This is a genomic window from Legionella resiliens (assembly GCF_021344005.1).
GTDB lineage: Bacteria > Pseudomonadota > Gammaproteobacteria > Legionellales > Legionellaceae > Legionella > Legionella resiliens.
In genome coordinates this window covers 228,507-253,890 of sequence record NZ_JAJTND010000005.1, presented here as the reverse complement: position 1 = coordinate 253,890, position 25,384 = coordinate 228,507, and the positions used below count along the sequence as shown (strand labels likewise).

Sequence of the window (25,384 nt, the reverse complement as noted above, 5' to 3'; positions counted from 1 at the left end):
TGAATGCTAACTAATCAATATGTTTTTGATTATTTCAACGGCTAATTTTTTCATTAAAATTAGCTGATTTTACTGGCCAAAAGTGCGTAGGGAGTCTATAAAAATAATATAGAGGTTGTATGTTATGAGTGGGCAGAATCTAGAGGAAATTGTAAGGCCTAAAGTAGCTGAGCCGGAGCAGAGCACCGAAATCAGAGTGCCTAGAAAGTACAAAGTAGTGTTGCTCAATGATGATTATACACCTATGGATTTTGTAGTTGATGTACTGAAGCATTTTTTTCATCTTAGTGAGGAAATTGCCATTCAGGTGATGTTACAGGTTCATATTCAAGGAAAAGGCGTGTGTGGGGTATTTACGCGAGATATAGCAGAAACAAAAGTAGCGCTGGTAAATGAATACGCCAGAATGAATCAGCACCCATTGCTATCCAGCATGGAACCCGAGTAATTTGCTGTGGGCTGAAGAGGAGCAACGACAATGTTAAATAAAGAACTTGAATTCACCTTGAATCTAGCTTTCAAGGAAGCAAAGGAAAAACGTCATGAATTTATGACTGTTGAGCATTTGTTGTTGTCATTGCTTGATAACCCAGCAGCTGGAAGTGTATTACAAGCATGTGATGCAAACATTGAAGCATTACGTCGGGATTTAATTGAATTCATCGATGAAACTACTCCCAGAATCCCTGAAGATGAATTAGATAGAGAAACTCAACCTACTCTTGGTTTTCAACGTGTATTACAACGTGCTGTATTTCATGTCCAATCTGCAGGAAAAACCGAGGTTACCGGAGCCAATGTTCTAGCAGCTATTTTTAGTGAGCAAGAAAGTCAGGCAGTTTATTTCTTACGCAGAGAAAATATTACACGACTTGATGTGATTAATTATATTTCCCATGGTGTTTCTAAATATCAAAATAATGATATGCATGAGAACATGAATTCTATGGAAGATGATATGGGCTCATCAGAAGGTAATGAGTCACCTCTTGAAAGTTATTGCACAAACCTCAACCGACGTGCGAAACAAGGAAAAATTGATCCTTTGATCGGTCGTCACGAAGAAGTACAACGTACAATTCAGGTATTGTGCCGACGCAGAAAAAATAATCCCTTACTTGTTGGCGAAGCAGGGGTAGGTAAAACCGCAATTGCTGAGGGCTTAGCTCGGCGTATTGTAGATGGTGAAATACCAGATGCAATCCGTGATTGTATCGTCTATTCACTTGATCTGGGTGCTTTACTTGCCGGAACCAAATATCGGGGCGATTTTGAAAAACGATTAAAAGCTGTATTAAAGCAGTTAGGACAACAGGAAGGGGCTGTCCTGTTTATTGATGAAATTCATACAATTATTGGTGCTGGAGCAGCCTCAGGCGGAGTCATGGATGCATCCAATTTAATTAAGCCATTGCTGGCAAACGGCGAGTTAAAATGCATTGGGTCCACAACCTATCAGGAATACCGAGGTATTTTTGAAAAAGACAGAGCGTTAGCAAGACGTTTCCAAAAAATTGATATTCCAGAGCCTACAGTCGATGAAACTTTTGAAATATTGAAAGGACTAAAAGGTCGATTAGAAGAACATCATGGAGTGAAATTTACAATTCCTGCATTAAAAGCAGCTGCTGAATTATCTGCAAAATATATTAATGACCGATTTTTACCGGATAAAGCAATTGATGTTGTTGATGAAGCGGGCGCTTATCAGAATTTGTTAACAGCAAGCAAGCGTAAGAAAATAATAAGTGTCACTGAAATTGAGAGCGTCGTAGCAAAAATTGCCCGCATACCGATTAAAAAAGTATCAGCACGTGACAAAGATACCTTGCGTAATTTAGAACGTGATTTGAAGCTTTTAGTCTATGGACAAGATCAAGCGATCACTGCATTAGCTTCTGCAATTAAATTAGGTCGATCTGGACTTAGAGATCCTCAAAAACCTGTAGGTTGTTTCTTGTTTGCTGGACCAACAGGTGTAGGAAAAACAGAGGTAACACGACAATTGGCTAATGTTTTAGGCATAGAATTATTACGTTTTGATATGTCTGAATACATGGAAAAACATACTGTTTCACGTTTAATTGGTGCTCCTCCAGGATATGTCGGTTATGATCAAGGGGGACTGTTGACTGAAGCTGTAACTAAAAATCCTCATGCAGTACTGTTGCTTGATGAAATCGAAAAAGCGCACCCAGATGTATTCAATTTACTGTTACAGATTATGGACCATGGAGTTTTAACTGATACTAATGGACGTCAAGCAGATTTTAGACACATTATTCTGGTTATGACCTCTAATGCGGGGGCAGGGGAACTGGTACGAAATTCCATCGGTTTCTCCCAACAAGACAATAGTAATGATGGGCTTGAAGTAATTAAAAAACAATTTAGTCCTGAGTTTAGAAACAGACTTGATGCAATCATTAATTTTGCCCCATTGGATGCAGTGACGATTGGCTTAGTCGTTGATAAATTCATTATGGAACTCGATGAGCAATTAAGTCATAAAGGTGTTACCTTTAACGTCGATAAAATGGCTCGTGAATGGCTTATTGAACATGGTTATGACAAAATGATGGGGGCTCGTCCAATGGCCAGATTGATTCAAGAGAATGTAAAAAAACCTCTGGCTGATGAACTTTTATTTGGTAAGTTGATGCATGGTGGTCACGTAACCTTAAAAGTTAAAGATGGTAAGTTACACTTTGATAGTCATGATCATCGTGAGGGTGTTTTTTAAATGGCATTGAGTGTAATAATAATAACCAAAAATGAAGAGAGAAATGTTAGAAGATGTCTCGAGTCCGTTCGATTTGCTGATGAAATAATAGTATTGGACTCGGGAAGTACCGATAAAACGGTTGCTATTGCCAAAGAATATACGGAGCACGTTTTTTCTACTGACTGGCCGGGTTATGGTGCTCAAAAACAAAGGGCATTGTCAAAAGCTCAAGGAGACTGGGTGTTGAATCTTGACGCCGATGAGTCTGTGAGTGAGGAATTGCAGCGAGAAATCATTGAAGCCATGGCATCCGATTCAGCAGATGCCTTTAGAATTGCAATTCAAATGTACTTCTATAATCAACCCTTAAAATATTCTTCCAGTCCTAAGCGACATGCGCGACTTTTTAAGCGTGCAAATGCATATTTCAGTAGTGATATTGTGCATGAAAAGATAGTCCTTCCCGAAGGGGCGCGTATTGGTAAAATTAAAAATACTATTATGCATCACTCATTCAAAGACGTTAGTCATGTATTATATAAAATGAACAAATACTCATCTTATAGCGCAAAAACCTATATTCTAAATAAACGAAAACCTAGCTTTATCAAAACATTGGCAAGTACTTCTTGGATGTTTTTTAGATGTTATGTCTTGCAACGTGGGTTTCTGGATGGCAGAATAGGTTTTTTATTTGCAGTGTTTAATGCACAAGGAACTTTCTATCGTGGCATTAAACAATTGTATCAAGACAGTAACTTGGAGCAATTGCCTTCTTTGGCAAAAAGCACAGAGGAATTAATTTGAACCTGAGCTTCTTAGAAGAAAAAATCGAAAAAATTCACCTGCTCATACCAATTCTTCTTGTGTTATTGGTATTTTTTATTCCTATAAGTCCCAGCATTAAGTCAATATTAACTGTGCTTAGCTTGTTAGCTATAGGATTTACTCCTTCTTACCGACAATATTTGTTTTATGCTTTTAATACCATGTGGGCCCGTGCTGCCATTGTTTTATTTCTTTATGTCCTTATCGCCTGTTTATGGTCAAAAGCCCCATTCAAATTGGAATACAATATTATCAATAAATATTCCAAGCTAATTTTCCTACCAATTTTTGCTGTAGGTTTTATTAAACCTCAAGCAAGGACCTGGGCTTTGAATGGCTATATATTATCCATGCTCTTCACCAGTATCCTTTCAATATTGAAAATTAACAATCTATTTATAAATGATCTGTTCACTTCCCTAGATCCTGGAGAAGTATTTTATAATCATATTGTTACTGGAATCATGATCTCTTTGGGGGTTTATTTTGCCGGAATTTTAACACTCCAAACAAAACCAGGCGGATGGTTACGATTTTTATATTTATCCATGATTGTATTAGGAAGCTATCAAATATTTTTCATCAACTCTGGAAGAGCAGGTTACATCATTTATGGTGTATTAATGTGTTTGCTGATCGTGCAAAAATTTCCTCTTAGAAAAGCTTTAATAGGACTTATACTATTTACGAGTTTAAGTGGTTTAGCCTTTATGCTGAGTCCCATCATGCAAGATGGAGCCTACTCACTGGTGAATGATCTTAGGCTCTTAAAAAACAATCAAACAAATACTTCTATAGGTTATAGATACCAGTTTCATCACTATGCGAAATCTTTATTTAAAAGACATCCAATTTTAGGTGTGGGGACAGGGGGCTTTCAATATAACTTTATTAAAGATCAACCTGTTCCTTCCTGGGGACATAAGCTCAATGAACCTCATGGCCAATATTGGTTGACCCTTTCAGAACTCGGTTTGATAGGAATGGCTCTATTCCTTTATTTCATAGGTGCATTGTTTGTTACTGCATTGAAGCTTAAAGAAATGAAACCATTTTTGCTAGGCATGCTCGTCTCTTTTTGTATGTTGTCTTTCTCGGATACTATATTCTGTTACTCAGCAATAGGGTATTTGTTAATTCTTTTCAGTGCCTTATGTTTTGGTGAATTAATTGAAAAAGAGGGAATAGCGTACAAAAAATTTCTTAAAGATAAATTTGAACTCAATGTAAATTTTTCGCTCGTAGTTTGGGTGAGATTCCGAAAGCGTGAAGAGTCATCACTTTCATTATCTTTTGATTCTAGTACCTCCCGAGAGTTATCCGCGGGATCCACCGCATCTATTACAAATTTCCTGGATTCCGCGGATAAAGCGCGCACGTAGTAGGCAAGTAAAAGTATTTCTTGAATGCCCACTTAACTACGTCAAGATCTCGAATCAAAAAAGTATATTGGAGCTTGGGTGCAGCGCAACCCGGGTTCCGCTGCGCTGCACCCAAGCTACCCTGCATTCAAATAAGGTGAAAGACCCCGTGACCTGTTACATAATCTGCTTTCTTTAATCCAGCAATTGTACCGGCGAAAAATGATAAAAATGATGCAGCGGACCATTTCCTAGACCAATATTTTCTTCCTTTGCAGCATCTATGGCATTGAACACATAATTTTTTGCAATGCTACATGCTTTAATTAAATCAATTTTTTGGGCAAGACAAGCCGTTATCGCGGCAGAAAGAGTGCATCCAGTTCCATGGGTATTTCGTGAATTAATTCTTGGACTTGAAAACCAATGAGTATCTCCATTTGCTCCTATTAATAAATCATTTGATTCTAATGACTCCAGATGTCCGCCTTTGAGTAAAACGTATTTTGGTCCAAAACCAAGCAACTTTTGACCAATGTACTTCATTTCCTTTTCAGACGAGGCATATACACCAGTAAACGTAGATGCTTCCGGAAGGTTAGGAGTAATCAAGGTAGCAAGAGGCATAAGTTCTGTTATTAAAGAGGCTACAGCTTCGGGTAGTAATAAAGGATCGCCACTTTTAGCAACGGTTACAGGATCAATGACAATAGGAATATCTATTGCTTTGCGCTTAAGAAATGAAGAGACTAATTCAATGATCTCACTATTGAAAAGCATGCCTATTTTTATACTGTCAGGTTTAATGTCATCGAAAATAGCATTTAGTTGATCTTCTATAGCTTGCAATGGAATACTGTAACAGCTTTTTACACCGCAAGTATTTTGTACAGGTAATGCCGTAAGTACGGTCATTCCATAGCAACCCAATGCTGAGAATGTCTTTAGGTCGGCTTGGATTCCAGCTCCGCCAGAGCCATCAAATCCTGCTATGGATAAGGCTTTATAGCGCATTTAACGATACTCTCTCGCAACAGGTTAGTGACATAACAATCCGGTCAGTCAGGATCTGACAGATTCTTAACAAGTATTTAATGCAGTAGGTGCTTTTATTTGCTTTATGAGCCAATTGGCTACACAGGCTAAAACAAGCAGGGTCCTAAATTGCACCTTGAAGAAGAATTAGAGCTTACCATGCCGCGATTTTCTCTTCTGGCCGCAAAGAACATTCTTCTGAAATGGAACCGTCATTACATACAACGTATCCAGTTATGGTGTAAGTAGAGACAACACCACCTTTCCATAAGCAGCAACCGCGGAAGAGATTTAAATCCATTACAGCATGCGGTGTGCAATAACATGTAGAGTAAAAACCATTTTTACACACTAGGCGGCCTGCTGATGAATCGCAATAGCTAACACCCCCCATTTGGCCGCAACAGCCGGAAATAAAGAATTGGGTTGTTGAGGCGGCGTAAGCAGGTGAAATAAAAAGACTTAATATACTAATACAAAAAAAGGTTTTGAGTGACCGCATCTTAATTTCTCGAATTATTTTTTATTTTTAGGATAGCATAGGGTCTGTTTGCATTTCTACTATCTTGGTCAAACTGTCCTGATTTTCTGCGCTCTAATGCTCACATACGATGTGTATGTGCTTCAAAAATCATGGCCATTTTGGTTCAATCGTTTTAAAAATAAACAGACTCTAACGGTTTAAAAATTATTAGATGAACCTTGAATTATCTGTAGGGAATCAGGATAAAGTGCCAATAAATAGCTTGTAGCTAAGCCGGCTAAAAGACCAAACAAATGAGCCTCCCAGGATACACCTTTGTCTTTAGGAAAAATACCAAAGAAGATACCGGCAAAATAATAAAGAGAAATGATACCCAAGATTATGGTAGTCAATGTACCGGTTTGATAGATATTACTCACTAATAAACCCCAGTACCCAGTAATTACACCGCTAGCACCTATGTGCAAGCCATATTGGGCAAAGCACCAAATAGCAATTCCACTTAAAACTGTAATCATAAGGGTAACCACTAGATAGTATGCAAGTCCGTTAATCAAAATGAAATTACTTAAAACCACTAAAGGGATCGAGTTAAAAAATATATGATTGAAATTATCGTGTAATAGAGGCGCAAATAGAATGCCAGGCAAGCCTTTGACGCGTCTTGGGATAATTCCTAATAATAATATTTTTTTAAAAAATATGCTTACAAAAAAGAAAAGCCAAGGAATTAATAAAATAATTTCTAAAATGGGGATGTTATTTTTTGTTTGATTAATAATCCAGTCTAAACTGTAATTCAGTTCTTCAAGCATTTTTTACTCGTATATTTGAGTGACTTCACAAGTTAAATTACCTTGTGCCAATCGCACATCGATTGTCTCGCCAATATTTACTTGTTGGCTGGAAAATAACACCTTATTTTTTTTCGTTGCAATAGCATATCCTCTATCCAGTGTAGCTAAGGGACTGACTGCATGCAAGGTAGACAATTGTGTTCTTAATTGATATTTGAGTTGATTGATCTTATTTTGCATATGATGGATTAATTGCGCTGAAATTTTTTGTAAAAGTATTAGCGTTTGCTTGATTTGGGTTTTAGGATTTTTAGCATGCAAATGGTTAATGCAAAGATGAAGTTGATGTTTTTTTTGTTTTATGAGGTAGCCCATGCAAGCAAACAGTTGCCGCTCAAGGTAATCGGTTGTTTGCCAGTAACTGGCAATTGCCTTTTGTGGTGAAGATATTTTCTCGATTAAATGTTGTAATTTGATGTGGTATTTTTGCAAAAAACGGTACATTGCATCATGCATTCGTGAGATGGAGTGATTTAGTAATTTAAACAATTCATTACAATCAGGCGTCACCGCAGTAGCAGCTGCTGTGGGTGTTTCCGCTCTGTAATCCGCGACAAAGTCGGCAATTGTAAAATCTGTTTCATGTCCGACCCCTGATACGATAGGTATTGAGCTGTTGGCAATGTCACGTGCTAATTGTTCATCATTAAATGCCCATAAATCTTCAATACTTCCTCCACCACGTGCAAGTAGAAGTACATCACATCGTTTCTCAGAATTCGCGCGTCTTAATGCCTTAATCAGTTGTTGTGCTGCTGATGCACCTTGAACTTCACTTGGATAGATGAAGACATCAGCTAAGGGAAATCGTCGAGCAAGAGTGGATAATATATCGCGAATTGCGGCGCCAGTGGTTGAGGTAATTATTCCAATGGCACGAGGCATGACCGGGATGGGTCTTTTTTTTATTGAATCAAATAAACCTTCGGCAGACAGTTTATTTTTTAATTGTTCAAAACGCTGGTAGAGTGCCCCCAGACCCGCTTCAGTAATTTGTTCTACTATTAATTGATAATCGCCACGGGCTTCATACAGACTTAATCTGCCGCTGGCGACTATATGTTGTCCATCACATAGCTTATATGCAAACGCGCTGCTATGGCGATTTTTAAAGTACACACAGCGAATTTGGGCATGAGTGTCTTTCAAGGTAAAATAAAAATGCCCAGATACCGGCTTACTTAAATTGGAGAGTTCTCCCTCGACATGGACCGTACCCAGTTCATTTTCAAGATAGCTTTTAACCTGTCGATTAAGTTGGCTGACAGTAAGAATTGTGTTCGTTTTTTCTATAATCAATTGTGATTGTCCCCAAGAAATAACAGCCCTAAATTTTAAACAAAAAGTTTTGTATTTCCAGGAAGAGTACCAAAATTAATAACTTACTTATAGAGACAAAAGAATTTCACTTCATCTATAAGCCCATCTTGGCAAATCTTCTCAGAATAAGCTATGATCCTCGCTTTAAAATAATATATAAATAAAAATAAAATGAACTCATTTCAAAATAAGAAATCAGGTGTTTTCAGCTCATTTTTGTTTTTACTCATAATTATGAGTGTAACTGGTTGTGTCGACCTATCAGGCGGCAGGGCTTCAGAGAAAAGACCAATACCTAAAACAGCTCAATCGGTGATTCATCAATCTGCAACTAAAAAAGCAGCAAAAAAAGCAGCGAAGACAGTGAAAGTAAGCAAGCCGCAACCCTATCATGGCGAAGTGCATACTATGTTAGGTGGATTAGGGGTTTTTAGCACCGGGATGAGAACACTTAGTGCCACTGTCGAAGATGAGTGCAATATAGCAGCTCCCAGTGACATGTGGTACAACGCGGGGAATGTGACGCGTAAAATTGTTGGTTATTATCAAAAACATAAGCAACATAGGCCTATTATTTTGGTGGGACATTCTTTAGGTGCTAATGAGCAAATCAAGGTTGCACGTAATTTGAATAAGGCCGGTATTCCTGTGGACTTATTGGTTACTGTTGATGCTGTATCTCAAACTATTGTGCCGCCTAACGTGAAGCACGCGATGAATTTTTACAAATCTGGTTATGTGCCCATGTTTAGTGGTTTGAAGCTCAGAGCCATAAATCCAGATCAAACTCGTATTGACAACATTAACGTTGCTGCGATAAAAGGCGTTACAGTGAATCATTTCACGATTGATAAAGATCCTGTTGTACAAGCAATGATAATGGAAGAAGTAAAAAAGGTGTTGAGTAATGCAAATAAAGCAAAAGGGTAAAGAAAATTTTCCTCGTGTCTGCGTTATCGGAGCAGGTCCAAGCGGGCTTGCTGCAATTAAAAATCTACAAGAGCAAGGTGTAACAGATATCACTGTATTTGAAAAAAATAGTCAGATCGGTGGGAATTGGGTATATGATGAGGAAAACAATCACTCCAGTGTTTATGAAACGACCCATATTATCAGCTCAAAACGTTGGTCGGAGTTTGAAGACTTTCCAATGCCAGCACACTATCCTGATTATCCATCCCATACTTTGGTTTTAGATTATTTCAGAAGCTATGCGAATCATTTTAATTTAAACAAATACATCCGTTTTAACACCAAGGTTTTACAAGTAAAGCATACTGATCAACATCAATGGAGCGTTATTTTTGAAAATGATCAAGGTACCCATGAAGAATATTTTGATTATTTATTAGTTGCCAATGGCCATCATTGGGATCCTTTTATGCCTGAATACCCAGGCGAGTTCTCTGGCAAGCTGCTTCACTCGCATCAATACAAAAAAGCTTCTGTGTTTAAGGATCAACGTGTTTTGGTAGTTGGAGGTGGCAACTCTGCGTGTGATATTGCTGTAGAGGTGGCACGCATTTCTCCGAAAACGTGCATCAGTATGCGCAGAGGTTATCATATTTTTCCTAAGTTTGTATTTGGTAAGCCGACAGATGACGCAGTAGCAAAAATTAGATGGATGCCTTCTTGGTTAAGGCAAAAGGTTTTGAGCTTTTTTGCTCGAATCCTTCAAGGTAGATATGCCAAATATAAATTAATGAAACCAGATTGTGGTCCTTTAGAAATTCATCCAACGATTAACACAGAACTGCTTTATTTTATTCGTCACGGGGAAATTTTCCCACGCCCCGGAATTACTCATTTTGAAGGAAATCGTGTCCATTTTACTCACGGTGAGCCCGAAGAGTTTGATACAGTGATTTTTGCTACAGGTTATAAAATAAGTTTCCCATTTATTGACAAGCAAATCGCTGACTTCAGTAATTCAACAAAAATACCACTTTATCGAAAAATGATGCATCCAGACTACGACAATCTATATTTTATTGGTTTATGTCAGCCTCAAGGATGTATTTGGCCGCTTGCTGATTATCAGTCAAAAATAGCCGCACGCATTATTATGGGAACTTTAAAACGACCTGATAAATTGCATGAGAAGGCATATGAGGAAATGAATAAGCCTCATTATCGATTTAAATCGCATATACGACATGCTGTAGAGGTTGATTATCATAAATTCCGCCGAGAATTATTAGATATGTTGGAAGCATAGTCGCAGTCGGCGAAATTGTAGCCTGGGTTATGACTTCCCCTCCACCAGGCTACGATTAATTCCTGGATTCCTGCCGTTTAAGGAGCGAACCCATTAATTTTTCAATATTCGTTACATGGGGTTTTTCTTGTAAAATCATTGCTTTGATACGTTCCTGACAATATCCTTTGACTTCTTTATCCGGAAAAATATAGAATTTCTTGTGTTCTACTTCATAAACAATATGTTCCGCTATATCCATGGCAGGGCGCGAATGCGATAAAAGAGATTGTAACACTTCATGAAAGGACGAGTTTGCATTGGTAGTATGAGATAAAAGAGATGTATCAGTAAAAGAAGGGAAAACTACTGAGACATCTACTGGTTTTTTCAGGCGTGTCAGATCAAAAAACAATGATTCAGACAAGGCAAGTACCGCATGTTTTGACATGGCATAAGGAGTTGTCTGGGAACCCGTACATAACGAATATAAGCTTGCTATATTGATAATATGTGAATTAAAGGTTTGTTGGAATAAAAAAGGAATAAAAGCCTGGATGATATGAATCATTCCATATAAATTAACCTCCATGACTGTTTGGATGTGTTCAGAATTCAAATCCCAAAGGGGGCCTAATTGGCCTATAATGCCTGCATTATTATAGATCCAATCAATACGCCCTAATTGGCTTTCAACGCGCTGTGCCAATTGTGCCACGTCATTAGGTTGTGTTACATCACAAGGAATTTCTAGAATTTTTTCTGGGAACAGGCTCAATAATCGTTTGGCTTCCTGCTTAAGTTTAATTTCATCTTTATCTACCATAACTACAATGTTGCCGCGTTGTAAATTGACTTGGCTTAATGCTAAGCCAATCCCATTTGCAGCGCCGGTGATTACAGCCACTTTCATTTTCTTTCCTTTTGCTATAATTTTATAAATATTACTAACATAATGGTGTTATTTTGAAAAACGGAGACGAAATACCAGACCCTTATGAATATCCTGATGAGCCTGACGAATATCCAACAGAACCAGAGCCGTATGAGCCTGATAATCCTGGTTCTCCGGAGCCTGAGCCCTCACAACCTTCTGAGCCAAATTGGGAATAATTAAGTAGCCCTGGGTGAAGCGTAGCGTAACCCGTGAAAGTGTCAACCTGGGGGTTACTGCTTACGTCTTCACCCAGGCTGCAAAACACTACAGCGCACTCACGCTGCTCTATTAGTCCCCTTTTATAAGCTGATCTAGAGCTTCTCCTATATCTTTAGCTCTCATTAGACTTTCTCCAATGAGAAAAGTATTAATTCCATGAGATTGCATTAAATTTATATCTGAATGGGTATTAATACCACTTTCAGTGATGATTATTTTATCTTGGGGGATATATTGTTTTAACTGGATACTGAGTTGAATGTCGGTCTTAAAAGTATGAAGACTGCGATTATTAATGCCGATTAAAGGAGTGGGTAACCGTAACGCGCGATCCAGCTCTTCTTCGCTATGGCTTTCCACAAGCACCGTCATGTCTAGCTCGTGTGCTAATTGGCAGAAATCTGCCAGCTGAACATCATCAAGTAATGCGACAATAAGTAAGATACAGTCTGCGCTTAATGCTAAGCTTTCATAAATTTGATAAGAGTCAAGAATAAAATCTTTCCGTAGTACAGGTAATTTACAATGTGATTTTGCTTGGGCTATATACTCAGGATGCCCTTGAAAAAAATCTACATCAGTAAGGACTGAAAGGCAGCGTGCACCATGTTTCCCATAAATTGTAGCAATCTCGTTCACATTAAAATCTTCTCGAATCAATCCTTTGCTTGGAGAGGCTCGTTTAATTTCTGCAATAATTGCTGGAGTTTCCTTAGGTTGCAGAGCGGCAACAAAGTCACGTCGCTCCATAATGGGTTGTTGTGCCAATACATTTATGGGTTTATTTTTCTTTGCAAGAGCAACTTCTTCCTGCTTACGTTGGGCGATACGTTGTAACATACTATTCATGATGCGATTCTTTATTTAAAGTTTGGGTTAGTTGATTAAGTTGAGTAAAACAATGGTTGGCTTTACCGTTATCTATAACGATTTTGGCCTGCTCTAATGCGTGTACAAAAGAAATCGCTCCGTGAGCGCAATAAATTGCTGCTGCGGAATTCAATAAAACCATATCACGCGCTGCACCATGTTTTCCAGAAAACACTGCTTGAATCAATTCTAAACTTTGGGCTGGTGAATCAACAATCACTTCATTTAACGAGTGATGCTTGATGTTATAGTCTTCTGGGTCAATTATCCAGTGATTAAAAGCTCCTTCTCGATACTCAATGACGTCTGTAGGCGCGACTACACTGACTTCATCTAAGCCATCTTGGGAACTTACTACTAAGGCTCTTTCGCTTCCTAAATGAGCAAGAACTGCAGCTAATGGTTTTTGCCAAGCCGTTGAAAATACACCAACAACTTGCTTTTTTACTCGAGCAGGATTAATTAATGGGCCAAGTAGATTGAACAAGGTCCGAATGCCGAGTTGTTGCCGCGCTGTTCGTGCATGTTGCATCGCTGGATGATAATGGGGGGCAAATAAAAATGCCAAGCCACATTGTTGAATGCACTTTTTTATTTGCTGATCAGATAGGTTTAGTATAAAGCCTGCTTGTTCTAATAAGTCAGCGCTACCGCTACGACTTGAGACAGAACGATTGCCATGTTTCGCTACTGGGTATCCTGCGGCAGCTACTACAAAACTACACGCCGTTGAGACATTAAATGTATTTTTACCGTCTCCGCCTGTCCCTACCATATCAATTAAGTTAGTACCTAATTCTATCGGATGGGCCAGGTGTTGCATTACTTCCGCAGCAGCAATTAATTCATCGGTTGTTTCACCTTTCATACGCATGAGCGCTAAAAAAGTCGCGATTTGCACGTCATTATATTGGCCTGACATACAAGCATGAATGACAGCTTGCATTTGTTCTGGATTTAAATTTTTTTTCGCGATGAGATGCTCAAATAAAAGATTGGGTTTCATATTTTAAGAAATTCTCTAATAATTGCAGTCCATATTGGCTTAATATTGCTTCTGGATGGAATTGTAGACCAAAAACAGGATAATGACGATGCGAAATTGCCATAATTGTATCATATACCCATGCATCGATAGAAAAACATTCTGGAAGAGCGTTTTTATCTACTGCCAAGGAATGATAACGGGTTGCTTTGAAATAATTTGGAATATTTTTAAAAATTCCTTGTTGATTATGTTCTATGATTGACGTTTTTCCATGCATGATTTCCGGGGCAGGAATTATTCGTCCCCCAAAGACTTGGGCAATACTTTGGTGTCCAAGACAAACACCTAATATAGGAATGGTACGATAAAACGAACGAATTGCCTCCATAGAAATACCTGCATCATCAGGAGCTTTTGGCCCTGGGGAGATGACCAAGTATTTAGGAGCAAGTTTTTTTATTTGGTTGACACTGATTTGATCATGGGTGTAAACACATACTTCCTGATTGAGGCATTGGAAATATTGTACCAGATTGTAGGTAAATGAGTCGTAATTGTCGATAATAAGCAGCATGTTAAAAACAAAATATTAGTTGATGAGTGTAGCCTGGGTGCAGCGCAGCGAAACCCGGGATCATGGATTAGAGTGAGTTAAACCCGGGTTTCGCTGCGCTGCACCCAGGCTACACAAGGTACCCAACCTTCAATTTTATTTTATAAAGTGAACTCCTCACCTAAATAAACAGCTCTAACCTGTTGATTGGCCAGTATAATGTTTGGGGTTCCTTCGCACAATATTTTTCCTTGGCTGACAATATAAGCCCGTTCGCATATATCCAGGGTTTCTCTTACATTATGATCGGTAATTAAAACGCCAATGCCTTTATTACATAAATGTTGGATGATTTTTTTGATATCAATGACCGAAATAGGATCGACCCCAGCAAAAGGTTCATCAAGAAGTATAAAAGATGGCTCTATTGCAAGGGCCCTTGCAATCTCAACACGTCGTCGTTCTCCCCCGGATAAGGACATACCTAGACTTTTATAAAGATGTGAAATATGAAATTCTTGCAGCAACAGATCCAGTTTTTCTTCTCGGGCCTGCTCATTTAAATCAGGCCTAAGTTCTAGGATGGCCATAATATTCTCTGCCACACTGAGTTTACGAAAAACAGAAGCTTCTTGGGGAAGATAGCTGATCCCTAAGCGTGCCCTTTGATGCATGGCATATGTTGTTATATCCTGATGGGACAGGAAAATTTGACCCTCATCGCATGATTGCAAACCAACTATCATATAAAAACAAGTTGTTTTTCCTGCTCCATTAGGTCCTAATAGGCCAACACATTCACCTTTTTTAATATGGATGCTGATGCCATTAACCACAGTTCGCGATTTAAACGATTTTTTTAGATTTCGCGCTTCCAGGATGCTCATGATGGTTTCTTTTCTGGATGATAAATAATAGTAATCCGTTTACTGCCATTACCTTGAGACAGAACATGTTGTTTTTCGGTATCATAGCTTATTTTTGCAGCAGAAAAAGAGTTTTCTCCTTGTTCTACTCGAGCATTTCCTATTAATTCAATTAAATGGCGCAGTGGATAATAACGAATGGTGTCAGCATAGGCATGTACTGGAGGTTTGTTGGGGTCGGTTATTGTCCAATAATGTGCTTGTTTCTCAGAAGTTCCAGTGGCTATAGCAACCTCAAGTTGATTTTTTTTATTCCCTAGAGTCACTGCTTTAGAGGCTTGCAGATTTGTTGTCCCTTGTACCAATTCAACATTGCCAGTATAAATCCCTTTATGCTCCTGCTGACTGAGATCAGCTGAGTCGGCCATTACATGCATTACTTTTTCTTTATCTTCTGTAAGTGCGTATGCAAAAGAAGAGAACATTAAAAGAAAGAACAAACTGTAGTTAGCCATTCGCTGGAACATAACTTCCTCTTGCCTGGTGTAGTAACTCTACTCTTTTTTCATCGAGATAAGCATTCATTCCAGTCGATTGAATAATATTACCTGGTTGTTCGTATGTAACAAGCACATCGGAACTTGCTTTCTTTTCCTTAGGGTAGTAGGTTACTTCCTCTGTTTTTAATGTACTTTCTTGTGAATTATTTCCCTTTTTTTGGTGCACAACAACATTACCTGTAAAGGTAATTTGTTTTCCACCTTCAAACGATTTGGCTTTTATTGAGCTAATATCCCACGGTGCTTGCTCTTCCTGACTTACTACAATATGCGGATTTTGAAATAAATAGACATTATCTTTTTGAATATGTTGCATGAAGGGGGAGGTGAGTTGATTGGCAAGCAGTCCTTGTTGATTAAACTGACGCACTATAACGTTAGAAATCGTAGTATCTACTGAATTCGCCAAGGTTTCGCTATCCAGACGGATTAATGTTTTTGAGTGACTGTAATACCATCCTGAACAAGCCAGGAGTATTAAAGTAAAAAAAAGCCACATGAATTGTTTTGTTGCATTCATTATTTTAGATAACCTGCTATAGCCAAATCCATCTTATTTTGTGCATTAAGAATAAGGTCGCATAATTCGCGTACTGCTCCACGACCACCTGGTAGAGACGTTTGCCACATGGCAATCTCTTTAATTTGGTACACTGCATTGGCAACTGCAACGCTAAGGCCGACTTGCTGCATAATTGGAGCATCAGGAATATCATCGCCAATATAAGCAAAATGCTCATCCTGAAGATTTAATTTATTTTTCAGCTGATTGTATGTCTCTTGTTTATCCAATTGATCTTTATAATAATGGATAATCCCTAATTGGTGCATCCTGTGATCCACTACAGCGTTGCGCGACCCCGTAATAACGGCTACTTCAATTCCAGCAGTCATAAGTAATTTTAAACCTACTCCATCGTGAATATGGAATGTTTTCAATTCATTAAAATGATTATCAATATACAAGAGGCCATCAGTAAGAACCCCATCCAAATCACAGATAAGGCATTTGATATTTTTGGCTCGTTCAATTAATTGATTCATTTAAAAAACACCTGCTTTTAATAAGTCATGGAGATGAAGAACAGCTTCCGGACGTTTTTCTTCATCGATGACAATTAATGAAGTAATACTGTGTTTTTGCATAATAGCTAAAGCTTCGGCAGCAAGTAGTCCCTTAGGAATTGTACGGGCATTACGCGTCATGACTTCTTTTATCGGGGTCGTATTAATATCATACTGGCGTGTCAGAGTCCGTCGTATATCTCCATCTGTATAGACTCCAACAAGATACCCTTTATGATCGATAACGCAGGTCATACCTAATTTTTTATCCGTTACTTCAATGAGTGCTTCACTCACTGTTGCATTTTCATGTACAAGAGGGAGTTGTGCTCCTTCATGACAGAGGGCATCAATGCGCAGTAAAAGTCGTTTACCCAAAGATCCTCCAGGATGCGACAAAGCGAAGTCTTCCTCACTAAATCCTCTAGCCTGCAAAAGTGCAATCGCCAGTGCATCACCCATAACCAAGGCAACGGTAGTACTGGTTGTTGGCGCAAGACCAAGTGGACATGCTTCCTGTTTGATACTGACATCTAAATTAACATCTGCTGCTTTCGCTAAAGTCGACTCAGCGTTTCCAGTTAAGGTAATCAGAGGAACTTCCAGTCGCTTTAATAAAGGAAGTAAAGTGACTAACTCTAATGTGTTGCCCGAGTGAGAAATAGCAATTACGGTATCCTGTCGGGTAATCATTCCCAGATCCCCATGGCTTGCTTCACCTGGATGCATAAAAAATGAGGGGCTGCCGGTACTTGATAAGGTAGCGGCAATTTTGTTCGCTATATGACCTGATTTTCCCATGCCCGTTACGACGATCCTTCCTTTACAGGCAAGCAGCAATTCACAGGCTTTTTCAAATCGGCTATCGATTCGCTGGGTTAATTCAAAGACAGCTTGTGCTTCAGTTTCAATAACAGCAAGTCCAAGTGTACAGAAATTCATAGGCTATTGGATGTTTTTTGTTTATTTTTCATTCTAACAAAAAAACATTTGAATAAATAGGATTAAACACCTCATTTTTTTCGATCCAGGATGGATACCCAAGATGCTTCAAAATGCTATTTTTAGCCCTATTGCTTTTTCCGGCAGGAAACTTTTTAAAGATTCATAATAGAATAGGCTATTATTCCTCTTTAAAAAGCTTCCTGAACGAAAAAATCAAGTCGTCTAAAACCTAGCATTTTGAAGTATCTTGGGTATACTTCTACTTTTGGCTATAACCGGAAAAGAAAGCATGCCTGAAAATTGGGTTGAAATTAAAAATTTAGTCTTTACTCGTGAAAGCCGGCGCATTTTTAATGGCATCGATATGGTAGTTAAGCGAGGTAAGATTACCGCAATTATGGGGCCTAGTGGGTCTGGAAAGACTACCTTATTGCAGCTAATTGGTGCTCAACTAAGACCTGATAGTGGTTTTGTCCATGTCAATGGTCAAAACATGCATCTATTATCCCGCAGGGCATTGTATGAAGCAAGGCGGAATATGGGCTTGCTTTTTCAAAGTTCTGCTTTATTTACTCATCTTTCTGTGTTTGATAATGTGGCTTTCCCTTTGCGAGAACATACTCAATTAAATGAATCGATGTTGCGTGACATCGTATTGATGAAACTTGAAGCAGTTGGGTTGCGGGGAGCTGCCTCTTTGATGCCTGCTCAGTTGTCAGGCGGAATGGCCAGACGAGTTGCTTTAGCGCGTACCATAGCACTGGATCCAGAACTTATGATGTACGATGAACCATTTACAGGACAGGATCCGATTTCACTAGGTGTTTTAGTTCGTTTAATCAAAAGGTTAAATGAGTTATTGCATACAACAACAATTATTGTCTCACATGATGTCGAAGAAACCTGTTCTATAGCAGATTATGTTTACCTTATTTCCGGCGGCAACATCATAGGACAAGGGACTCCCAAGGAGCTAATTCAATCATCTGAACCCCAGGTCAAACAGTTTATGCATGGAGAGGCTGATGGAGTTGTTCCTTTTCACTATCCAGCCAGATCGTATATAGAGGAGCTATTAGATGCTTGAGTTCATCACGCGTATCGGTAGCCGTAGTTCACGGGTTTTGCAAAACCTGGGGAATTCCGGGTTATTTCTATTCTTCATGTTGTTTAGACGACCAGGCATTCCAAAGCTCTGGCCTTTGCTGCGCTATCAAATCCATTTTGTTGGTGTTTTGTCGTGTTTGATTATAGTTGTTTCTGCTTTATTTATTGGTATGGTTGTTGGTTTGCAGGGTTATAATACTTTGCAAAAATTTGGTGCATCAAGTCAATTAGGTCAATTATTAGCCTTAAGTATCTCAAGAGAGCTCGGACCAGTAATCAGTGCCTTATTGTTTGCTGGGCGTGCAGGCTCAGCTTTAACCGCTGAAATTGGTTTAATGAAAGCAACAGAACAGTTATCCAGTATGGATATGATGGGTGTTGACCCTTTAGGCAGGGTTATTTATCCTCGTTTTATAGCAGGTTTTATTACCTTACCCTTTTTAGCATTAATTTTTTCTGCTGTAGCTATTTTTGGGGGGTATTTTATCGGTGTTCACTGGTTAGGCGTGGATGCGGGAAGTTTTTGGTCCAATATGCAAGCAGCAGTGGATTTCCGTATTGATGTACTCAGTGGTATCATTAAAAGTTTAGTTTTTGCTTTTGTTGTAACCTGGATTTCTGTATTCCAGGGTTTTGAATGTGTGCCTACTGCAGAAGGTATTAGTCAGGCGACGACTAAAACAGTAGTTTATTCATCGCTTGCTGTATTAGGACTGGATTTTTTGTTGACCGCAATGATGATTGGAGATTGGTAAATGAGTAAGCAACGTTACGTAGATTTTAGTGTCGGCCTATTTATGTTGCTTGGTATATTGGCTTTGTTGGTCATGACAATGAAAGTGAGTAGTTTTTCTGGTCTTATGTCTCATGACAGTTATGAGGTAACTGCTGATTTTACCGATATTGGTGGATTGAAAGTGCGGGCGCCTGTTACTGTGGCGGGGGTTAGAATTGGAGAGGTAACTCATATTGATCTGCAGCCGGGAGAACTTAATGCAAAGGTAACTATGCGCTTGCGTAGTGATAAGAAAATACCTTATGAAGATGCTTCAGCGCGGATTTTGACAGAAGGGTTGCTTGGTTCCAATTATATTAGTATTGTCCCGGGTTTTGAGGAGGATGATGATAATAAAGACCATCCTTATTTACGAAATGGGGATGTGATTGGAAAGACTCAAGAAGCAATTATACTTGAAAACTTAATTGGTCAACTATTGTTTAACATTAAAAAATAAGGTCAGAACATGAGAATAATAAAAACAATTTTATTAGTTGTCAGTGTGATTTTATCTCCAATGATGAATGCGTCACAAAACTCTCCCATACCTATGCTGGAGCAAACTGCCAATAATATCATTGCTACCCTAAAAGAAAATAAAGCCAATTTAAAAAGTAATCCTAATATTATCTATCAGGCTGTAGAAGCAAATTTGCTTCCGATTGTTGATGTAGCAGGTATGTCACGTTCTGTTCTGGGAAGACAGGCATGGAGTAAAGCAACCAATTCACAAAGAGCGCAATTTTCCAAAGCGTTTACACGTTTGGTGATTCGTACTTATTCTAGTCCCTTGGCACAATACACTAATGAAAGCATACAATTTTTACCTTTAAGAGGCTCTCTGAATTCTCGATTTTTGCGAGTTAACAGCATTATTGTTCGTGCCGAAGGTCAAAATATTCCGTTGTCTTATAGCCTCGTTGCCAAAAATGGTCAGTGGAAGATTTATGATATCAGCGTTGAGGGAGTGAGCTTGTTGCAAAGTTTCCGGTCGCAGTTTGCAGCAGCCTTACAAAACTCCAGTATTGACGATGTCATCAAGTTAATGGAAAAAAAGCAACTTAAAAGGGCTTCCTAATGGTGAGTAACACTTGTTTTAAACCGGGTATTGACCTTACATTTAAGTCAGTTGTTGCTGTACGGGCAAAGCTCTATCAGGCTTTGATGGAAGATAAAAGTGATCGCTTTAGTCTGGATCTAAGTGATGTGAAACATTGTGATAGTGCAGGTTTAGCATTGCTTATCGAGGCTAGAAAGCTCTGTAAAAAAAATAATAAACTTTTTGAAATCATTGGCATACCTGATGCAACGCAGTCTTTAGCAGAATTTTGTGGCGTGAAACGTATTTTGGAGACCGTATAATTTTTTTGTAATTTCTGAGAGAAATTTCCTGTTTTTGGAGAGTGGTTACTTTTTTTTAGGATTATAAATTGTAGCCTGGGTGAAGGTGAGCGCCATAGCCCGGGTTTTCTTTTTTTATTTGGATAACAGAAACCCTAGGAAATGCTTGTGCTTTCACCCTAAATGTATTTGTTGCCAAAAGTTGTATTTATTTCAAATTGTGAGCTAATTTTAATGATAAGTAATGAAGAAATAGAACAAAAGTTTAAAACCATTGATGATGTTTTTTACATCAAAGTGGAGGGGGATGGTTATCAATATCAGATAACTGTAGTAAGTGATGTCTTTTTAAATAAACCCAAGGTAGCCAGACAGCAGTGGGTCTATGCGCAGCTGAAAGAATTGATTACCACTGGTAAGCTTCACGCAATTAGCATGAAGACGTGGACAAAAGAAGAATGGGGAACGCAAAATGGATAAATTATTAATAAATGGTGGTAAAGCACTTAATGGCGAAGTAGTCATTTCAGGAGCAAAAAATGCTGCTTTACCTATTATGGCTGCAAGTTTACTTGCACGAGATCATGTCACCATTTCCAATGTCCCCCATCTCAAAGACATAACCACTATGATGGAGTTACTCGGTCAGTTAGGTGCCCAATTAATTGTTGACGAGAAAATGAATGTCCAGGTTGATGCGAATCAAGTAAATGAGTTTGTTGCTCCTTATGATTTAGTTAAAACCATGCGTGCTTCGATTTTAGTTTTGGGACCTTTGCTTGCTCGATTTGGTAAGGCAGACGTATCTTTACCCGGAGGTTGTGCTATTGGGACAAGACCTGTCGACTTGCATTTAAAAGCATTGAAAACTATGGGCGCTGACATCACAGTCAAAAATGGTTATATCAATGCCCGTTGTAAACGTGGGCGTTTGCAAGGAAAGCGTTTAATGTTTGATACAGTCACTGTGACGGGTACTGAAAATGTTCTCATGGCAGCCACTCTTGCTGAAGGGACAACAATTATTAAAAATGCAGCCCGTGAGCCAGAAGTGGTTGATTTGGCCAATTTTCTAATTCAAATGGGAGCAAAGATTTCTGGTGCTGGAACTTCAATAATTGAGGTTGAAGGCGTTGAATCACTTTCAGGTGGGACTTATTCTGTAATGTCTGACCGAATTGAGGCGGGAACTTATCTTGCTGCCGGGGCTTTAACACGAGGACATGTAACTGTAAAACGAGTACGACCTGATACTTTGTTATCACAGTTATGTAAGTTTGAAGAAGCAGGTGCAGAATTAACCATAGGGGAAGATTGGGTTAGCCTTAATATGCACAATCAACGACCCCAGGCAGTAAATATTTCTACAGCACCGTACCCAGCTTTTGCAACAGATATGCAGGCTCAATTTATGGCGATGAACTCAGTAGCATTTGGTTCTTCAACTATTGTTGAAACGATATTTGAAAATCGTTTTATGCATGTGCAGGAGTTACAACGTATGGGGGCGCAGATTCAACTCAATGGAAATACAGCAATAATTAATGGCGTTGAGAAATTAACCGGCGCACCCGTTATGGCAACGGATTTACGTGCTTCGGCGAGTTTAATTTTAGCTGGATTAGTGGCAGAAGGTGAAACCTCGGTTGAGCGTATCTATCATGTAGATAGAGGATATGAACGCATAGAAGAAAAATTATCTTTATTAGGTGCTGACATCAAGCGAGTTTCTGACCGGTGATTACTAAAGAAGAACTATCCTTATATCTGCATCAGTTGTTGGGTTGTGAACGATACAATGATTATGCCCCTAACGGGATGCAGGTTGAAGGCAAAGAACAGATTAGCCGAATTTGTAGTGCAGTCACTGCATCTGAAGACGTAATTACTCAGGCTATTGCATGGAACGCCGATGCTTTGCTGGTTCATCATGGTTACTTTTGGCGCGGTGAAACACCAGTGATTATAGGTATGAAACGGCAACGAATTTATAAGTTATTATGCAATAATTTAAATTTATTTGCCTACCATCTTCCTTTGGATTGTCATCCTGATCTTGGAAATAATGCCTGCCTGGCCAAATTATTTGAAGTAGATATGGTGCATTCGCATAGAGCGGGTGGTACTGACAATCTGCTTTGGTCAGGAAAGTTAGCTCAAACGATGAAACATGCAGAATTTACTGAGTATTTAACAAAGAAATTAAACCGCTCCCCTTTATCTATCGCAGGCAGTGAAAAGCCGATTACGCATATTGCCTGGTGCAGTGGAGGAGCACAGGACTTTATCGAGGATGCATTTCGTTTAGGGGTAGATGCTTATATAAGTGGAGAAATATCAGAACGAACTTATTATCAAGCAAAGGAATTAGGAGTTCATTATTATTCTTGCGGCCATCATGCAACAGAGCGTTATGGCATTCAGGCTTTAGGTAAGCATCTAGCTTCTCAATTTGAGTTAGAACATCTATTTATCGATAGTGATAATCCTATTTAGGGTCCCTGGAACGCCATATTTGGCTCATCTTGAATGACAAATACGCTGATAAGCTGCGCTTTCTCAGCGTATTTGTTCATCCAACCTAAGCTCAAATCTGACCTTCCACCAAAAATTCAAACATGGCCCTTGAACAAATTTACAAGGGGGTAATTTTATGTGCCGGATGCTATGCTTTACCTGCTACATTTAATTAATAATCCAGTTAGTGATGTACATCTAAAGGCTCTATGTCGCCTACAGTAAATGTAGGTCCATGATCACCTGGTTCAAAACTGTTTGGATTTTGGTTATCCAGAACGTCCAGTTGAATACTTACACCATCCAGTGGGTAGTTTTTCATTAAATCTCTCCCCATGGCAGTAGCAAGAATTTCCCAAAATACTTCTGCAGGAAATTCCACAGTAGGTTCCATATACTTTAAAACAGCCGTACGTAACACCCGATAGTCTGGATATTGATTGTTTGGTAATTTTTTCTTGTAGGCATAGCGCACATAAATATTCACTGTTTGCCCTGATTGTCTATTTGTATGATATTCAGGAATAACAAATTGAAAATAATTCTTTTCAATATGATTTTCGTTATCCGTTGAAGCCCATATAGATGGAGGCCAATAAGAAATTACCATAACTAATAAAATGATTTTAAATAAATTTTTCATAAAATTCTCCAATAATCTAACCGACTAATGATCAAGAAAATCATCGGTATAAGCATTTAAAAATAGGGGTTAATTATTAGAAAATGAGCGTGGTGGCTTATAGATTCGTGTTTTAAATCCTGAGCATAGAGATGAAAGATAGAGAAAAAAAGAGAATAAACCCATTAGTGAATGGGTTTTTGATAAATTCAATTCCGTGGGTATGACATACGCTTGGCTAAAATTACAGCGAATAGAGGCAGTAATAGGAGTTTTTTGTAAACATTGATGTGCAGATCCTGTAACTGTAGCTGTGACAGGATTAGAAACAACGTTTTTATTACTCATTGTATATGGGAGCAATACAAGTAGTATTGAAAAAAAAATAAAAAAAACTTTCATGGTCGTTATTTTACCAGATTAATCATCAAAAATAACCATTATTTAAAAATGAGTGGGATTAGATGTGCTACATTTAATAAATCAATAGTGATTTACCTTATGTTACTCTTGTGCCTATAAGCGTCATAAGCTAACATGATTTGATAATCGCTAAAGGATTGTTTTTAATGATCAATTTTCGTTACTTTATGTTTTTAGTTTTTTTATTTTGTTCCTTTTCAGGCCAAACAAATACAAGTGAAAAGCACAATAATGCTTTTCGAAACTTTTGGCATCCCACTTATCTAGGGGAGCGTTTGGATTATTGTACTGCAGATGGTAAGGAATGTGGCAAAATCGTAGCAGATCATTATTGCCAAATGTTAGGTTATGATTATTCCAGCGATAATGAAATAGCCTACAATATAGGATTAACCCATTACCTATCAACCAGCCAAAGCTGCAAGGGATGGCGCTGCAACGGATTTATGACTATTGTTTGCGCTACTGGCTTATCTCATACCCCTCCAAAACCTTATCACTATCGGGAAAAACGTTTTGCCGTTCCTCGTTTTAATGATTATCGCGTGGATTGGTGTTATGACCAAAAACAAGGTTGCGGTGCACGGGCAGCCAATTCTTTCTGCAATCGCATGGGATTTATGCAGGCCAAGTATTTCGTGAAAGAAACCCAGGTAAGTGCTACTAAAACAATTGGCAGTCAGGAATTGTGTTTTGGGAATCAGTGTAATGCTTTTAAATTGATCGTGTGTTATCGATAAATTAATTATTGAAGTCTTTCCTCGCTTTAAGGGAGAGAAAAAATGA

General features: G+C 38.6%; 30 protein-coding genes. 16 read left to right on the top strand and 14 right to left on the bottom strand.

The features are described from left to right. Nucleotides 1-124: 124 nt before the first annotated feature. The 4 genes from clpS to LXO92_RS13680 are packed head-to-tail and all read left to right on the top strand — an operon-like array spanning nucleotide 125 to nucleotide 4,935. Complete coding sequence (gene clpS, locus LXO92_RS13695) at nucleotides 125-448, top strand: ATP-dependent Clp protease adapter ClpS (RefSeq protein WP_182350104.1); 324 nt, start codon at nucleotides 125-127, stop codon at nucleotides 446-448. Nucleotides 449-478: 30 nt separating this feature from the next. After that, complete coding sequence (gene clpA, locus LXO92_RS13690; protein WP_182350103.1) at nucleotides 479-2,743, top strand: ATP-dependent Clp protease ATP-binding subunit ClpA; 2,265 nt, start codon at nucleotides 479-481, stop codon at nucleotides 2,741-2,743. Continuing rightward, nucleotides 2,744-3,532 (top strand): glycosyltransferase family 2 protein, encoded by a 789-nt coding sequence (locus LXO92_RS13685; RefSeq protein ID WP_182350102.1) that lies wholly within the window; start codon nucleotides 2,744-2,746, stop codon nucleotides 3,530-3,532. After that, on the top strand, nucleotides 3,529-4,935 hold the full coding sequence (locus LXO92_RS13680; protein WP_232891173.1) for an O-antigen ligase family protein: 1,407 nt from the start codon (nucleotides 3,529-3,531) through the stop codon (nucleotides 4,933-4,935). Before LXO92_RS13685 ends, LXO92_RS13680 begins: the two co-directional genes overlap by 4 nt. A 174-nt stretch (nucleotides 4,936-5,109) precedes the next feature. Here the strand turns inward: LXO92_RS13680 and thiD are convergent, their stop codons facing one another. The 4 genes from thiD to xseA all read right to left on the bottom strand — a co-directional run bounded on the left by thiD (nucleotide 5,110) and on the right by xseA (nucleotide 8,589). Further along, nucleotides 5,110-5,928: a bifunctional hydroxymethylpyrimidine kinase/phosphomethylpyrimidine kinase gene (thiD, locus tag LXO92_RS13675; protein ID WP_182350101.1), complete on the bottom strand. Its 819-nt coding sequence runs from the start codon at nucleotides 5,926-5,928 to the stop codon at nucleotides 5,110-5,112. A 175-nt stretch (nucleotides 5,929-6,103) separates the two neighbouring features. Beyond that, complete coding sequence (locus LXO92_RS17225) at nucleotides 6,104-6,451, bottom strand: neurogenic locus notch (RefSeq protein WP_340163009.1); 348 nt, start codon at nucleotides 6,449-6,451, stop codon at nucleotides 6,104-6,106. A gap of 179 nt (nucleotides 6,452-6,630) precedes the next feature. Continuing rightward, a complete protein-coding gene (locus tag LXO92_RS13670; protein ID WP_182350100.1) occupies nucleotides 6,631-7,248 on the bottom strand; it encodes a rhomboid family intramembrane serine protease in 618 nt (205 codons plus the stop codon). A gap of 3 nt (nucleotides 7,249-7,251) precedes the next feature. Further along, on the bottom strand, nucleotides 7,252-8,589 hold the full coding sequence (xseA, locus tag LXO92_RS13665) for an exodeoxyribonuclease VII large subunit (protein ID WP_232891172.1): 1,338 nt from the start codon (nucleotides 8,587-8,589) through the stop codon (nucleotides 7,252-7,254). A gap of 192 nt (nucleotides 8,590-8,781) precedes the next feature. Between xseA and LXO92_RS13660 the strand changes: the two genes are divergently transcribed. Further along, nucleotides 8,782-9,540: a hypothetical protein gene (locus LXO92_RS13660; protein ID WP_182350098.1), complete on the top strand. Its 759-nt coding sequence runs from the start codon at nucleotides 8,782-8,784 to the stop codon at nucleotides 9,538-9,540. Continuing rightward, a complete protein-coding gene (locus LXO92_RS13655) occupies nucleotides 9,518-10,828 on the top strand; it encodes a flavin-containing monooxygenase (protein WP_182350097.1) in 1,311 nt (436 codons plus the stop codon). The genes LXO92_RS13660 and LXO92_RS13655 overlap by 23 nt, the downstream gene beginning before the upstream one ends. A gap of 55 nt (nucleotides 10,829-10,883) precedes the next feature. On the opposite strand, the gene LXO92_RS13650 is transcribed toward LXO92_RS13655, so the two are convergent. Then, complete coding sequence (locus tag LXO92_RS13650) at nucleotides 10,884-11,720, bottom strand: SDR family NAD(P)-dependent oxidoreductase (RefSeq protein ID WP_182350096.1); 837 nt, start codon at nucleotides 11,718-11,720, stop codon at nucleotides 10,884-10,886. A 53-nt stretch (nucleotides 11,721-11,773) separates the two neighbouring features. Here LXO92_RS13650 and LXO92_RS13645 point away from each other — a divergent pair, with 53 nt between their 5' ends. Further along, nucleotides 11,774-11,920 carry a hypothetical protein gene (locus tag LXO92_RS13645; RefSeq protein ID WP_182350095.1) on the top strand — a complete coding sequence of 49 codons (147 nt, stop codon included), beginning with the start codon at nucleotides 11,774-11,776 and terminating at the stop codon, nucleotides 11,918-11,920. Nucleotides 11,921-12,032: 112 nt separating this feature from the next. On the opposite strand, the gene trpC is transcribed toward LXO92_RS13645, so the two are convergent. The 8 genes from trpC to LXO92_RS13605 all read right to left on the bottom strand — a co-directional run bounded on the left by trpC (nucleotide 12,033) and on the right by LXO92_RS13605 (nucleotide 17,807). Beyond that, complete coding sequence (gene trpC / locus LXO92_RS13640) at nucleotides 12,033-12,812, bottom strand: indole-3-glycerol phosphate synthase TrpC (protein ID WP_232891171.1); 780 nt, start codon at nucleotides 12,810-12,812, stop codon at nucleotides 12,033-12,035. Then, on the bottom strand, nucleotides 12,805-13,839 hold the full coding sequence (trpD, locus tag LXO92_RS13635) for an anthranilate phosphoribosyltransferase (protein WP_232891170.1): 1,035 nt from the start codon (nucleotides 13,837-13,839) through the stop codon (nucleotides 12,805-12,807). The genes trpC and trpD overlap by 8 nt, the downstream gene beginning before the upstream one ends. Beyond that, the gene (locus tag LXO92_RS13630; protein WP_182350092.1) at nucleotides 13,817-14,395 is read right to left on the bottom strand and encodes an anthranilate synthase component II; all 579 of its coding nucleotides are present in this window, start codon (nucleotides 14,393-14,395) and stop codon (nucleotides 13,817-13,819) included. Before LXO92_RS13630 ends, trpD begins: the two co-directional genes overlap by 23 nt. A gap of 140 nt (nucleotides 14,396-14,535) precedes the next feature. Then, entirely contained in the window at nucleotides 14,536-15,261 is a 726-nt protein-coding gene (lptB, locus tag LXO92_RS13625; protein WP_182350091.1) for an LPS export ABC transporter ATP-binding protein, read from the bottom strand. Further along, entirely contained in the window at nucleotides 15,258-15,767 is a 510-nt protein-coding gene (lptA, locus tag LXO92_RS13620) for a lipopolysaccharide transport periplasmic protein LptA (protein ID WP_232891169.1), read from the bottom strand. The genes lptB and lptA overlap by 4 nt, the downstream gene beginning before the upstream one ends. Then, the gene (lptC, locus tag LXO92_RS13615) at nucleotides 15,748-16,320 is read right to left on the bottom strand and encodes an LPS export ABC transporter periplasmic protein LptC (RefSeq protein WP_182350089.1); all 573 of its coding nucleotides are present in this window, start codon (nucleotides 16,318-16,320) and stop codon (nucleotides 15,748-15,750) included. The genes lptA and lptC overlap by 20 nt, the downstream gene beginning before the upstream one ends. Further along, nucleotides 16,320-16,844, bottom strand: a complete 525-nt coding sequence (gene kdsC / locus LXO92_RS13610) for a 3-deoxy-manno-octulosonate-8-phosphatase KdsC (RefSeq protein WP_182350088.1) — start codon at nucleotides 16,842-16,844, stop codon at nucleotides 16,320-16,322. The genes lptC and kdsC overlap by 1 nt, the downstream gene beginning before the upstream one ends. After that, complete coding sequence (locus tag LXO92_RS13605) at nucleotides 16,845-17,807, bottom strand: KpsF/GutQ family sugar-phosphate isomerase (protein ID WP_182350087.1); 963 nt, start codon at nucleotides 17,805-17,807, stop codon at nucleotides 16,845-16,847. It lies immediately after the preceding gene. A gap of 292 nt (nucleotides 17,808-18,099) precedes the next feature. Here LXO92_RS13605 and LXO92_RS13600 point away from each other — a divergent pair, with 292 nt between their 5' ends. The 8 genes from LXO92_RS13600 to LXO92_RS13565 all read left to right on the top strand — a co-directional run bounded on the left by LXO92_RS13600 (nucleotide 18,100) and on the right by LXO92_RS13565 (nucleotide 23,532). Further along, nucleotides 18,100-18,897: an ATP-binding cassette domain-containing protein gene (locus LXO92_RS13600; protein WP_182350086.1), complete on the top strand. Its 798-nt coding sequence runs from the start codon at nucleotides 18,100-18,102 to the stop codon at nucleotides 18,895-18,897. Further along, a complete protein-coding gene (mlaE, locus tag LXO92_RS13595; protein WP_182350085.1) occupies nucleotides 18,890-19,672 on the top strand; it encodes a lipid asymmetry maintenance ABC transporter permease subunit MlaE in 783 nt (260 codons plus the stop codon). Before LXO92_RS13600 ends, mlaE begins: the two co-directional genes overlap by 8 nt. Then, nucleotides 19,673-20,152: an outer membrane lipid asymmetry maintenance protein MlaD gene (mlaD, locus tag LXO92_RS13590; RefSeq protein ID WP_182350084.1), complete on the top strand. Its 480-nt coding sequence runs from the start codon at nucleotides 19,673-19,675 to the stop codon at nucleotides 20,150-20,152. It begins immediately after the preceding gene. 9 nt (nucleotides 20,153-20,161) lie between these two features. Next, nucleotides 20,162-20,773, top strand: a complete 612-nt coding sequence (locus LXO92_RS13585) for an MlaC/ttg2D family ABC transporter substrate-binding protein (protein WP_182350083.1) — start codon at nucleotides 20,162-20,164, stop codon at nucleotides 20,771-20,773. After that, nucleotides 20,773-21,057 carry an STAS domain-containing protein gene (locus LXO92_RS13580; RefSeq protein ID WP_182350082.1) on the top strand — a complete coding sequence of 95 codons (285 nt, stop codon included), beginning with the start codon at nucleotides 20,773-20,775 and terminating at the stop codon, nucleotides 21,055-21,057. Before LXO92_RS13585 ends, LXO92_RS13580 begins: the two co-directional genes overlap by 1 nt. 213 nt (nucleotides 21,058-21,270) lie before the next feature. Next, entirely contained in the window at nucleotides 21,271-21,516 is a 246-nt protein-coding gene (locus tag LXO92_RS13575) for a BolA family protein (protein WP_182350081.1), read from the top strand. Beyond that, complete coding sequence (murA, locus tag LXO92_RS13570) at nucleotides 21,509-22,777, top strand: UDP-N-acetylglucosamine 1-carboxyvinyltransferase (protein ID WP_182350080.1); 1,269 nt, start codon at nucleotides 21,509-21,511, stop codon at nucleotides 22,775-22,777. The genes LXO92_RS13575 and murA overlap by 8 nt, the downstream gene beginning before the upstream one ends. After that, nucleotides 22,774-23,532 (top strand): Nif3-like dinuclear metal center hexameric protein, encoded by a 759-nt coding sequence (locus tag LXO92_RS13565; RefSeq protein WP_182350079.1) that lies wholly within the window; start codon nucleotides 22,774-22,776, stop codon nucleotides 23,530-23,532. The genes murA and LXO92_RS13565 overlap by 4 nt, the downstream gene beginning before the upstream one ends. A gap of 205 nt (nucleotides 23,533-23,737) precedes the next feature. On the opposite strand, the gene LXO92_RS13560 is transcribed toward LXO92_RS13565, so the two are convergent. Next, entirely contained in the window at nucleotides 23,738-24,196 is a 459-nt protein-coding gene (locus LXO92_RS13560) for a hypothetical protein (RefSeq protein ID WP_182350078.1), read from the bottom strand. Between the two features lie 548 nt (nucleotides 24,197-24,744). Between LXO92_RS13560 and LXO92_RS13555 the strand changes: the two genes are divergently transcribed. After that, entirely contained in the window at nucleotides 24,745-25,338 is a 594-nt protein-coding gene (locus tag LXO92_RS13555; protein WP_182350077.1) for a hypothetical protein, read from the top strand. The last annotated feature ends 46 nt before the right edge of the window (nucleotides 25,339-25,384 follow it).